This window comes from Dellaglioa sp. CoH-57-MRSF-20 (assembly GCF_056781955.1).
The window spans coordinates 185,667-197,720 of sequence record NZ_JBXAXV010000001.1 but is presented as its reverse complement, the minus strand read 5'-3'; the positions used below and the strand labels follow the sequence as shown (position 1 = coordinate 197,720).

Sequence of the window (12,054 nt, the reverse complement as noted above, 5' to 3'; positions counted from 1 at the left end):
CATAATTACTTGTTATTATATAAACATACCTTAATTAAATAACTTTTAACTTTAATTTGTTCTCCCAAACAAATTAAAATGATAATTAATTTCTTCCCGAATATTAATTATCCCTACTCCTTTTAATCCATTACCTCTCCCAGGTAGTGGATTTTTTTTATTGGCCTTGCATAATTTCAATGATTGCTTGATAGTCTGAACCTGGCGTCACTATATGAACACCATTAAAAAGGTTTGATAACGATTCAATTAAATTTTGCGAAGCTGCAATACCGACCTTACGTTCATCATTTTGCAACGCCGCTTGTTTCAATTCTGCCATAAACTTATTTGGTAGTTCAATACCCTGAACGTTATCTTGAATAAATTGAGCACGCTCAAATGAAAGTATCGGCATTACACTGATAAAAATAGGTATAGCCACTTCATTAATGGTGATCCAATCTTTTAATCGCTGAACATTTGTCATATCAAATACCGGTTGCGTGATAATATAATCTACTCCTGAATGAATTTTTCGATTAATATCTTCAAATTCAAAATCTAAATTTATCGCATTAATATTAAATGCCCCACCAACTTTAAATTGTGATTTACTATTTAATTCACGATTAGATGGCGATATTCCTTGATTCATTTTTTTAATTGTTGTAATTAATTGTTGCGATGTTAAATCATAGACATTTGTGGCACCTTGTATTTTTGTAGGATTCCCTTTAATAATCATTAAATTATTTAAACCAACAGCACTTAATCCCATTAATTTAGATTCTAATCCGACTAAGTTGTAATCCCGTGTTGTTAAATGTAGGATTACTGGAATCTGTTTTTCACTAAGTTTATATCCCAATAATATATTTGAAACGCGGGGCATCCCTAAAGGATTATCCGTAATTGATAATGCGTCAATATCTAATTTCATTAGTGCGCTAGCACCTTTAAAAAAATTATCCAGATTAAGCGTGCTTGGCGTATTCCACTCAACTAAAACCGTTTTGGTCATTTTCACTTTCTCTATAAAATTCAAAATACCTTCCTCCAAATCAAATTTCATATCACCTTACAATGTTAATTGTAAACTAACAAAACTGTCACATGCCTATGTTTTAATAAATAAAGCCGTATACTATAAATATACACACAAGATACTTTGTGTGTAACTTAATTCTACTATAAAAAAATACGATTATATTTTAGTTTAATTTTTCATCTAGATCTAACCTACTCCCCCCAGAGTCTCGAATAGATTAGTATTTTCTCACCACTACTTTTAAAAGTAGTGGTGTTTTTTTTACATTTATAGTTTTTCTTTTTAACGTCATATTTTCTTCACATTTACTTGTTAGAATAACTTCATACCTTAATTAATAACTTTTAATTTTAATTTATTTCCCCGAATAAATTAAATAAGATGATCAACTTTCCCCGAAGTTAATCACCCTTACCCTTTTCCGACATTGCCTCCCCTTGTAATGTCGGTTTTTTATTTGCGTTCTATTTCTAGTAGTTGCTTTTTCATATTAATCCCACCGCGATAACCCCCTAAGCTGCCATCTTTTCTTAAAATACGATGACAAGGTATTACAATTAATATAGGATTACGACCAACTGCACTAGCAACAGCGCGAATTGCTTTAGGATAATCAACTTCTAAAGCTAACTCAGAATACGTTCTCGTTTCACCGTATGGAATAAGTTGAAGTTGTCCCCAAATTTCTTTTTGCAGCATCGTCCCACTCAAATTAAAATCAACGGGGATCGTAAATTTTTGAATTTCATGGTCAAAATAGGCTTGTAGTTCTTCAATTATACTTTTAAAAATCTTGTCATTCTCTTCGAATTTAGTTCTTGGATAAAATATTTCAATTTCACTTCTTAACCCATTAGGCGACCCAACAAAACTCAATCCTTTATCAGTCATCCCTAGCCAAAAATAATCCGTGCCATTAAACCAATTCATTAAGTACATGTCAAAATCTCCTATTCAATCCCAGACAAATTTGCGCCATGAACTTCTGCGATATTATATACGATGATAAATGCATTTGGATCAATCGTATGCACCTTATTTAACATTTGTTGATAATTTTGATTTTCAACAATAATCATCAACATTTCTTTGCTTTCACCTGAATAACCACCTTTAGCATCAAAGATTGTTAGACCTCTATCTATAGTTGTATTAATATCTTCTTTTAATTTTTTTAATCCCTCTTCTGTACTCATCACATATAAAACTTTTTTACGGTCCAATCCCGTTTCAATATAATTCATAATTAAATACGTGATTATTAAAGAAAAAATCGCTAAAATAAATGCTTCAGAACCCGAGACAAATATATTGAAAAAACACACAATACCATCAATTATTAATAGACTGGTTGCAGGTTTAATATTGAAATATTTTTTGATTATTAGTGGTGGAACCGTTGTTCCACCACTGGATGCATCAATTCGATAGAGAATTGATATTCCCACCGCAAAAACTGCGCCACCGACAATAACAGCTAATAATCTATCCTCGACAATATTTATTTGAGGCGTAATCGCTAAAAATAACGGTAATACAAAACTACCAATCATAATTTTTTTAGTCGTTGAACGCTCTAACATAAAATAAGCCAAGATCAATAGCGCCATGTTAATGCTCAATAATACAATCGAAACGTTCCAATTAAAAGCTGTTTCTAAAAGGATTGCAATACCAGTTGCACCACCAACCGCAACTTCTTGTGGTGCGTAGAAAAAATTAATACTTATTGCAATCATTTCTAACCCAATTAACATTAATAAAAATTGAATAACTTGTGGTTTCATCCTATTTATCATAAAGGCCCTCTTTCTGTTCTAAATTTGTAACCCCTTACTATTTAGCATACCGAATTTTATATCATAAAACAAATTTTCGATTTATGGCACAAAAAAAGCATCTCTAAACAGAGATGCTTTTACTACTTTATTCGAAACTTTCAGTTGTCATTGAAGCTTTGTATAAATCAATAACATCATTTACTGACATATCAACATAAACAGCACTATCTAATTTTCCAACTCTAACAGCTGATTCAGCCATTACTTTAAAGTTTGTTTCTTCATTGATGTCAACACCGGGTAACGTTGTTGGTACACCTAACGATTTAACCCAGTCATAAACTGATTGAATAGCTTTATCAGCAACGACTTGGTCATCATCATCTTGAATATGCCAAACATTGCGACCAAATTTAGCAAACTTAGAAACCGTATCCGCAGATAAAACGAATTTCATCCAACGAGGTGTTATAATACCTAGCCCAACACCATGAGTAATATCGTAGTACGCTGATAACTCATGTTCAATAGAATGGGATGTCCAGCCATCTTGATAACCTAATCGCATAATACCATTTAATGCCATTGTTGATGACCACATTAAATTAGCACGAGCATCATAGTTATCAGGTTCCGCAACTGCAATTGGTGCCCATTTAATAACTGTTCGCATGATACCTTCAATCATACCGTCAGAAACATCATTATTTTTTTCTTTATCAAAGTATTGCTCTGTCAAATGAGAGAAAATATCAATTGAACCAGCAGCAGTCTGCCATTTTGAAACACTCATTGTTAATGCTGGATCCAAGAATGAAACAGCTGGTGTTTTGGGACCAAAACTACCTATTTTTTCATTTGTTTCTGGATTTGAGATAACTGATCCAGCATTCATTTCAGTACCAGTAGCTGCTAACGTTAAAATATCGACAAAAGGTAATTGATCAATTTTGAAACGTTTTGAGGGGTCTAATGATAAATCCCAAGGATCTCCTTCATAAAATGCTGCTGAAGCAATCATTTTTGAAGCATCAACAACAGAACCACCACCGACAGCTAAAATAACATCAATTTTATTTTCTTTAGCTAACTTTTGACCTTCACGAACTGAACCCACTTTAGGGTTTGGTTCGATTCCTGCTAATTCAACAACATTTAAATCACTCAAAATTTTCTTTACTTTGTCATATAAACCTGAACGTTTAATTGATCCACCACCATATGTTAATAATACATTGGGACCAAATTGTGCAACCGCATCATGTAATTCTGTTTCGATACGATCTGAACCAAATCGAATATCAGTTGTATTTTTAAATTGAAAATCTTTCATAAATATAATCTCCTTTGTATTTTGAAGTTATAGTCAAAGTTATTTCAAATGAACAACTACATTATAACCCCTTTAGGCGATGTCATTCCAATACAAGCCTTTACTAAAAGAAGATTCACCATTTTACTGGTGAATCTTCTATAAATATAAACGATTATTGTGTGACTCTTTTAGCTTCATCTTTTGCATGAATCATGCTTAAAATTTTTCTTGAAATTGGTCCAACAATAATTAGTTGTAACGGTACCGCAACAATAATATTGTGTCCAACAGTAGAAAGATAAGCAGACCAGAAATGAGCAGGCATACCACCTTCAATAAGTAACCCATAAAGTGACATAAAAGCGACCATTCCACAAATCATCATTCCTGAGATTGCGAGAATCATTTGCCACATTTTATCATGATTAAGAGGTAACTTATCAGCAATTGCCATCGCAATTTTACCGACAACTAAAACATCTAAGATAAAAGCAACAATAAAACCAGGAATGAATCCAAGTAATAACGTCACAAGACCTAGTTTTCCGACTAATAATAAATTGTATGCACTCATAACGAAAACCATCATCGAGCACATTAATGTTGTAAAAATAATTCCTTCTTTTGCATTTGTTGGCATATATCATTCTCCTTAATAACTTTAATAAAATATAATGTTACACAAAATAACTCACTGTCATAAGTCTTTTTTTTGAATATTAAAGCATTCTCATTGTAAGCGATTAAATCGATTGATTGTGCTACCAATTACATTACGTTATACTATATCCATAACGATTAAGGGGAGATTTCTATGTTAATTGCACTTATATTATCTTGGATTGTTGCACTTGAACACTTATTTATTATGATTCTTGAACTATTTTTCTCAACTAGTTCAATCGCTCAAAAAGCCTTTGAATTAAGACCAGAATTTTTAAATCAGAAAGAATCAAAAGTATTAATGGCTAATCAAGGGCTATACAATGGTTTTATTAGTATCGGTCTAATGATTGTACTTTTCATTCTAACTGGTGCTGCGCTTAAATCAATGTTGTTGCTTTTTACAGGATTTGTTTTTATTGCTGCTGTTTTTGGTAGTTTAACATCTGCAAAAAAAATAATTTTAGTACAAGGATTACCTGCATTACTGGCCTTTATCGCAATTACTTTAGCTTTATAGACTAACTAAAATAACGTTAATCATTAAGATTAACGTTATTTTTTTACGCTATTTAATTTTTAACGCTTCAAGTTGAACCTCAATATCAGCTAATTTAACATCAGCCTCTAAAAGAGATGCAGCAGTATAAGCACTTTCGATTAAAGCTGTATCGTACAGATGAACTTTTTTATCTGTGAATTCCATGACCATATTTAAATTCATCTTAGCACTTCCTAAATCATAAAAAGCTAACAACTCATCGGCACTATTTTCGTCAAAAGCTGCTTGGATTTTATCAAATGATGTACCAACTCCGTTATCATCAGTCCCACCAGCTGTTGTGATTGAGACACTTGCTGCAACTTGATCTAATAGTCGCTTGATACCTTCTGCAATTTCAGGAACATGCGATACAATTACAACCCCATATGTCATACTAGCACCCCCGTTTCCAGTAATGCCTCAAATAAATAGCCACTCGACATAGCTCCTGGATCAACATGACCGACAGAACGTTCTCCGAGATATGATGCACGTCCCTTTGTTGCAACAAGCTCTTTGGTTGCTTCAACATCTGCTTGTATTTTTTCAACTGTTATTTGCTTCATTTTAATATCCCCTAAAACTGGATTCCAAACATCAATCATGGTTTTAGCTCCAACATCTGAATCACCGCGTCTTTTAATACCATCTAGTCCCGCAGCTATTAATTTAGCTGGATCATTTGTTTCTTTACTTAATTTAGACATTTCAATAAAAGCCGTTCCATAAAGTGGCCCAGAAGCACCACCAACAGATTTAATAAAGGCCATTGCGACACTTTTAAATAAGTCTGATAAGGATTCAAATTTTTGATTTTTTAATAAATCTTGAATTGTTTCGGCACCACGAGCCATATTATTTCCGTGGTCTCCATCACCAATTGGTGTATCTAGCTCACTCAAATAAGCTTTATTTTCACTTATTTTCTCTGAAAAAATCTGGAACCATTCTGTTGTATTTTCAATTGTTAGCATTTTATTATCTCCTCTTACCAAGCGATTGTATCTACCGTATAATTTAAATAAGAAAGCCATTTATCATCTTCAATTTTAAATAATGTCAAAGAAATTCCAGCCATATCTAATGATGTCATATAATTACCGACCTTTGTAAATGCGACATCGACTTTTTTATTATTTAATTGATCAAGCGTATCGTTCATAAAAATATATTGTTCCATTAACGGTGTTGCTCCTAATCCGTTAACTAAAACGGCATATTTATCATCAGATTTCATATCAAATGCAACTTTTAGTTTACTTAGTAACTCTTCAACCAATTCCTTAGAAGGTTTTAATTTTTCACGACGATATCCGGGTTCACCATGAATTCCTACGCCATATTCAACTTCATCATCTGCAAGTTCAAATCCTGGTTTACCAACTTCTGGGACGGTCGCACCACTCAATGCAATCGCAATTGTTTTAATATTTGGCATCACTTTTTTAGCAAGTTCATCTATTTCATCTAATGTAGCTCCTTGATCTGCAGCAGCACCCAATATTTTATGCATGAACACTGTTCCCGCAACACCACGTTTTCCTTGTGTATATAGACTATCTTCAACTGCAATATCATCATCTACAACAATTGATTTCACTTTAATTTCATCTATTTCAGCAAATTCTTTGGCCATATCAAAATTCATGACATCGCCGGAGTAATTTTTCACAATACAGAAAACACCTTTACCGTGATTAGCAGCTTTGATTGCTTCATAAATTTGGTCTGGCGTGGGTGAAGTAAAAACTTGTCCAGCAACTGCACCTGACAACATACCGGGACCTACAAAACCAGCATGGGCAGGTTCATGTCCACTTCCACCACCACTAATGAGTCCAACTTTATCTTCCATCGATGCCACATCACTTCTAACCATAGCTTCCGTACTATCAATTTTACGTAGGTATTGTGGATAAGCCTTAACTAACCCATTAACCATTTCACTTACAATATTTTTTGGATCATTAATTATTTTTTTCATAGTATCCCCTTTTCTGTCTGTTTTAGGTACTTCTCCATTATATTGCAAACGTTTACAAATAACCAATTAAACTAGCTTTTATTAATAATTCCATGACCATTCAATTCTCAAGACACAAAAAAAGAGTTTCCAAAATCATAACGATTTTGAAAACTCTTTTTGAAAGAACTAAATAATAAATTATTTAGCTGCGCTTGTACCGAACCATTCAATACGATCTTCAACAAGATCAGTGATTGCTTTTGTACCTGGTGCAAATAATTTACGAGGGTCATAACCTTTACCTTGTTGGTCTTTACCTTCTTCAATATATTTACGAGTAGCAGCAGCGAATACTAATTGACATTCAGTATTAACGTTGATTTTTGAAACACCCATTTTAATAGCTTTTTGGATTTGGTCTTTAGGAATACCTGAACCACCATGTAATACAAGTGGTTGTTCGATTACAGCAGCTAATTCAGCTAAGCGATCGAAGTTTAAACCAGTCCAGTTAGCTGGGTATTGGCCATGAATATTACCAATTCCACAAGCTAAGTAGTCGATTCCTGTTGCAGCAAGTTCTTTAGCTTCGTTAACGTCAGCTAATTCACCAGCTCCGACAATTCCATCTTCTTCTCCACCAATTGAACCAACTTCTGCTTCAACTGAGATACCTTTAGCATGTGCTAAAGCAACGATTTCTTTTGTTTTTTCTAAGTTTTCTGCAAATGGTAAATCATGACCATCAAACATAACTGAGTTGTAACCAACTTCGATACATTCTTTAGCAGCTTCAAAATCACCATGATCTAAATGCATAACAACGGGAACAGTGATACCCATTGATTTAATAGTGTCTTGAACAAGGTGTAAAGCTAATTCATATCCACCCATATATTTTGCAGCACCCATTGATGTTTGGATTAAAACTGGAACACCTTTTTCTTGGGCTGCAGCAAGAATACCGCGAGTCCATTCTAAGTTGTTTGTGTTAAAAGCACCAACAGCGTAATGACCTTCACGAGCAGCGTTAAACATACTTGTACCATTTACTAATGACATTTGAAGTCCTCCTAGATAAATTACAATACGTCTGTATTGCATTTTTTAATACAGGTACATTTTAGCACATTTAATCATCAGATAAAACTTTCATTTTTTAAATAAAACTAATTATCAATAATTTTAATATAAAGGCAACCGTTCATCATTGATTTAACAGACTTACACACTAACATCTTCAAATTTAAATTCATTGATATTAATTAAACCCATATCAGTTATTTTCAATTCCGGTATCACCGCTAACGACATAAAGCTTAATGTCATCACAGGATCCACCGTATCATTAATGCCGAGCTCTCTATAAGCAACTTTATTAAATAGTTCAAGCTGTTCTGATATCCATTCTCCAGATTGGTCACTCATCAATCCGCCAATTGGCAATGGAATTGATATTAAAACTTTGTTATCTTTTGTCAGGACCATCCCACCTTGAATATCTTTCAAAGTCTCAATTGCCAACGCCATATCTTGATCATTAGTTCCTGTTGTAATTAAATTATGTGAATCATGTGCAATAGAAATAGCAATTGCCCCATGTTTAATACCGTAATCTTTCAAGACACCCGTGAAAATATTTCCCGTTTCATGGTGCCGTTCAATAACTGAAATTTTAGAAACTGGAATACTTGAATCGTAGATAAAATTACCTAGTTCATCACGACTAACATTAATTTCTCTATCTATTGTAATTGCTTCGTTAGGAATTACTTCAATTGCATGAACTCTATTACTTGTTAGAGGCAGAACTAATTTTTCTTGACTAAAGTTAGCTAAATGGACTGACGATTGGACACTATCAATTGTATAGCTTTTAGTTTCTAGTAAATATTTTCCCTCTTCAGCAACTTTTTCACCAGCAATATAGACACTTGAAATTAGCATATCCGTTAAATCACTAATAATTGTTAAGTCTGCTCTAAGTCCAGGTGCAATAGCACCTCTATCTTTAAGCTCACAACACTCAGCGGTATTAAGTGTCGCCATTTGAATGGCAACTAAAGGATCTATACCTTCTTCGATACAAATTTTCAAACTATTATCTAAATGACCCTTTTCAATAATTGTTTTCGCTTGGACATCATCTCCACATAGAATGGCCCTTCTAGAATTAGTGGTTGTGACACCTTTTAATAGTGTTCTTAAATTATGCGTGACAGATCCTTCACGTAGGAAGACGTACATACCACGGCTTAATCGATTTTGCATTTCTTCAAGGGTTGAGCATTCATGATCATTTTGAATTCCTGCGGCAATATAGGCATTTAAATCTTTGTCATAAACTTGAGGACTATGCCCATCAATTCGTTTATTTAAATTTTTTGCGACCAGTAATTTATCTAAAATATCACTCTCAGCATTAATCACACCAGGGAAATCCATAAATTCAGCTAAGCCACTTGTCTCATTATTCGTGAGTGGTTTAATCATGTCTTTGGCCGAAATAACCGCTCCAGAATTTTCCATTTTTGTTGCTGGAACGCATGAAGGCAGCATGTATTGGATATTAAGGGCTGTTTCTTTAGCTGCATTAATCATATAGTCGAGTCCAACTAGGCCCGCTACATTCACAATTTCATGTGGATCTGCCATGACCGTTGTTGTCCCATGCGGCGTTATTAAACGGCCAAACTCTTCTGGTCCAACGTAGGCAGATTCTATATGAATATGTGGATCAATAAATCCTGGTGAAATATATTGACCATGAACATCAACCGTCTTATCCCCATCATATTGGCCACCGATTCCAGCAATAAGGCCATCAACAATTGCGACATCCCCAGTCATTACCTGTGCATTATAAACATCAATAATTTTGCCATTAGTTAAGACTAAATCAGCAGGAATTCGGCCAGCAGCAACATCAATTAACTTCTTTAAATTTTCTTTTTCCATCATAACTCCTTATCCTTTAAGAGATGATATCTTAATAATTGGATCAACTATTTCTAAAGCGACACAATCTACCATGCCTAAATCAGTAATTGCCAAATCTGGAATTGCCGTAATTGGTAAAAATGACATATAAAATATTGGATCAGGTAAATCACTACCCATTAAATTTGACCCTTTTCTTAGCGCAATTTCGCCAGTTTCAATTTCACTTGGTAATAAGTCGCTCATGATACCACCCACAGGTAATGCTAAAAATGAAATAATTTTTCCATCAATAACAACAATTTGACCACCGCCTGCTTTAATTAATTCATTTGTAGCAATCGACATATCATTTGCATTGACACCCATAACGACAATATTATTATCATCAGGTGCAGAAGATGATGCCATTGCCCCTTTTTTCAAGCCCCATCCAGATGTAAATCCAAGTGCCTGATTTCCATTTTTACCAAATCGTTCTAATACAGAAACTAAAGCGACATCTTTTTCTGGACTAGGTTGTACGATATTATTTTCTATCGTTAATTCAACATCTTTTCTTTTTCGAACAAAAGCACCCTGACTATTAATTGTTTGGACAGTTGCCATTCCTACTTTTTCATTAACTTTATATTCAAAATCTTTTTCAGAGGTTAACTCATGCTTCAACTGGCCTTTAAATAAATTACTTCTGATTGGTGCAATCAACATTTCACTTATTTTTTTATTTTTGGCAACAACTTTGCCCCGACTAATAACCATTTCTACATTAAATGAACTTGGCTGATCAACAATCAATATGTCAGCAAGTCTTCCTGGCGATACAGACCCAACTTGATCATCAATTCGATAAGCTTCAGCACTATTTATTGTTGCCATTTGAATTGCTGTAATTGGTTCTACACCTGCTTGAATAGCTAATTTAACAAGGTTATCAAGATGTCCTTTTTGTAAAATATCAGATGCAGTTACATCATCTGTACAGAAACTAACATGTCGTGCAATTGCTGGATTAACTTCAGTAACTGCTCGAATATTTTCTGCCAAGAAATGTGTAACGGATGATTCCCTGATTAAAATATTCATCCCATTCCGTGCTTTTTCAACAAGCTCCTCATGACTATAACTTTCATGATCTAAGCGAACACCACTTGCTAAATACTCATTCAATTTCAATCCGGTTGCCATTGGTGCACAACCGAAAATGGGTTGGTGATTATTTTGTGCGTGAACCAACGTTTTTAACGTATCTTCATCTTGTGTTTCAACAGCTTCTCTAACCGTTTCCCAGATACCGTAACATTCTGTCCATTTTTGAATTGTTTCTTGAACATCTGAATCGATGTTAAAAGCAATTGTTGATTTTGGAATTGTATATGGTGTCTTATATGGTGCACCCCAAAATAAATTAAGCGGTAATTTTTCTACCTCTTTAAAAACTTCTTGAACACCTTCTAGTCCGGCAACTGATATTGTTTCATCTAAACCAGAAATAATACTCGTTGTTCCAAAAGGTACAACAGCATTAGCAAAACTTGTCATACTCATTTTGCTACATTCAACGTGAATATGTCCGTCAATTAATCCTGGCGTTATATACTTTCCAGTTGCATCTATATGTTCCGTATCATTGCCGATATAAGCTTCAATATTACCTATCGCAACAATTTTCTCTTTATAGATAGCTACATTTGCTTGATAAATCTCACTTGTCATAACATTAACTAACTTGCCATTTTCGATTACTAAATCTGCAGGAATTTTTGCTGCACCTGCAGAAATATAGTCTTTTAACTGTGCTAACGTCTGTGTCAT

General features: G+C 33.9%; 12 protein-coding genes. 1 reads left to right on the top strand and 11 read right to left on the bottom strand.

Going from position 1 to position 12,054, the window contains the following annotated elements; all coding sequences use genetic code 11:
- Window positions 1-157: 157 nt before the first annotated feature.
- The 5 genes from AC1RPN_RS00935 to AC1RPN_RS00915 all read right to left on the bottom strand — a co-directional run bounded on the left by AC1RPN_RS00935 (window position 158) and on the right by AC1RPN_RS00915 (window position 4,766).
- Window positions 158-1,027 (bottom strand): methylenetetrahydrofolate reductase, encoded by an 870-nt coding sequence (locus AC1RPN_RS00935; protein ID WP_481762168.1) that lies wholly within the window; start codon window positions 1,025-1,027, stop codon window positions 158-160.
- A 456-nt stretch (window positions 1,028-1,483) separates the two neighbouring features.
- A complete protein-coding gene (locus AC1RPN_RS00930; RefSeq protein ID WP_481760991.1) occupies window positions 1,484-1,969 on the bottom strand; it encodes a methylated-DNA--[protein]-cysteine S-methyltransferase in 486 nt (161 codons plus the stop codon).
- Between the two features lie 11 nt (window positions 1,970-1,980).
- Window positions 1,981-2,829 (bottom strand): YitT family protein, encoded by an 849-nt coding sequence (locus tag AC1RPN_RS00925; protein ID WP_481760992.1) that lies wholly within the window; start codon window positions 2,827-2,829, stop codon window positions 1,981-1,983.
- Window positions 2,830-2,956: 127 nt separating this feature from the next.
- On the bottom strand, window positions 2,957-4,144 hold the full coding sequence (locus AC1RPN_RS00920; RefSeq protein WP_481760993.1) for an iron-containing alcohol dehydrogenase: 1,188 nt from the start codon (window positions 4,142-4,144) through the stop codon (window positions 2,957-2,959).
- Between the two features lie 154 nt (window positions 4,145-4,298).
- On the bottom strand, window positions 4,299-4,766 hold the full coding sequence (locus tag AC1RPN_RS00915; RefSeq protein WP_481760994.1) for a DUF2798 domain-containing protein: 468 nt from the start codon (window positions 4,764-4,766) through the stop codon (window positions 4,299-4,301).
- A 174-nt stretch (window positions 4,767-4,940) separates the two neighbouring features.
- On the opposite strand from AC1RPN_RS00915, the gene AC1RPN_RS00910 reads away from it, so the two are divergent.
- Window positions 4,941-5,309, top strand: a complete 369-nt coding sequence (locus AC1RPN_RS00910; protein ID WP_409021750.1) for a DUF1304 domain-containing protein — start codon at window positions 4,941-4,943, stop codon at window positions 5,307-5,309.
- A gap of 48 nt (window positions 5,310-5,357) precedes the next feature.
- Here AC1RPN_RS00910 and dhaM read toward each other — a convergent pair whose 3' ends face one another.
- The 6 genes from dhaM to AC1RPN_RS00880 all read right to left on the bottom strand — a co-directional run bounded on the left by dhaM (window position 5,358) and on the right by AC1RPN_RS00880 (window position 12,054).
- The gene (gene dhaM, locus AC1RPN_RS00905; protein ID WP_481760995.1) at window positions 5,358-5,726 is read right to left on the bottom strand and encodes a dihydroxyacetone kinase phosphoryl donor subunit DhaM; all 369 of its coding nucleotides are present in this window, start codon (window positions 5,724-5,726) and stop codon (window positions 5,358-5,360) included.
- Window positions 5,723-6,307 (bottom strand): dihydroxyacetone kinase subunit DhaL, encoded by a 585-nt coding sequence (gene dhaL / locus AC1RPN_RS00900; RefSeq protein WP_481760996.1) that lies wholly within the window; start codon window positions 6,305-6,307, stop codon window positions 5,723-5,725. Before dhaL ends, dhaM begins: the two co-directional genes overlap by 4 nt.
- 14 nt (window positions 6,308-6,321) lie before the next feature.
- The gene (dhaK, locus tag AC1RPN_RS00895; RefSeq protein ID WP_481760997.1) at window positions 6,322-7,317 is read right to left on the bottom strand and encodes a dihydroxyacetone kinase subunit DhaK; all 996 of its coding nucleotides are present in this window, start codon (window positions 7,315-7,317) and stop codon (window positions 6,322-6,324) included.
- Between the two features lie 180 nt (window positions 7,318-7,497).
- Window positions 7,498-8,361, bottom strand: a complete 864-nt coding sequence (gene fba, locus AC1RPN_RS00890) for a class II fructose-1,6-bisphosphate aldolase (protein ID WP_481760998.1) — start codon at window positions 8,359-8,361, stop codon at window positions 7,498-7,500.
- Between the two features lie 162 nt (window positions 8,362-8,523).
- The gene (gene ade, locus AC1RPN_RS00885; protein ID WP_481761144.1) at window positions 8,524-10,257 is read right to left on the bottom strand and encodes an adenine deaminase; all 1,734 of its coding nucleotides are present in this window, start codon (window positions 10,255-10,257) and stop codon (window positions 8,524-8,526) included.
- A 9-nt stretch (window positions 10,258-10,266) separates the two neighbouring features.
- Window positions 10,267-12,054, bottom strand: a complete 1,788-nt coding sequence (locus tag AC1RPN_RS00880) for an adenine deaminase C-terminal domain-containing protein (protein ID WP_481760999.1) — start codon at window positions 12,052-12,054, stop codon at window positions 10,267-10,269.

Coding starts and splice junctions, on each gene's coding strand:
- AC1RPN_RS00930 (WP_481760991.1), bottom strand. CDS start 1,969: ATGTACTTAATGAATTGGTTTAATGGCACGGATTATTTTTGGCTAGGG.
- AC1RPN_RS00925 (WP_481760992.1), bottom strand. CDS start 2,829: ATGATAAATAGGATGAAACCACAAGTTATTCAATTTTTATTAATGTTA.
- AC1RPN_RS00920 (WP_481760993.1), bottom strand. CDS start 4,144: ATGAAAGATTTTCAATTTAAAAATACAACTGATATTCGATTTGGTTCA.
- AC1RPN_RS00915 (WP_481760994.1), bottom strand. CDS start 4,766: ATGCCAACAAATGCAAAAGAAGGAATTATTTTTACAACATTAATGTGC.
- AC1RPN_RS00910 (WP_409021750.1), top strand. CDS start 4,941: ATGTTAATTGCACTTATATTATCTTGGATTGTTGCACTTGAACACTTA.
- dhaM (WP_481760995.1), bottom strand. CDS start 5,726: ATGACATATGGGGTTGTAATTGTATCGCATGTTCCTGAAATTGCAGAA.
- dhaL (WP_481760996.1), bottom strand. CDS start 6,307: ATGCTAACAATTGAAAATACAACAGAATGGTTCCAGATTTTTTCAGAG.
- dhaK (WP_481760997.1), bottom strand. CDS start 7,317: ATGAAAAAAATAATTAATGATCCAAAAAATATTGTAAGTGAAATGGTT.
- fba (WP_481760998.1), bottom strand. CDS start 8,361: ATGTCATTAGTAAATGGTACAAGTATGTTTAACGCTGCTCGTGAAGGT.
- ade (WP_481761144.1), bottom strand. CDS start 10,257: ATGGAAAAAGAAAATTTAAAGAAGTTAATTGATGTTGCTGCTGGCCGA.
- AC1RPN_RS00880 (WP_481760999.1), bottom strand. CDS start 12,054: ATGACACAGACGTTAGCACAGTTAAAAGACTATATTTCTGCAGGTGCA.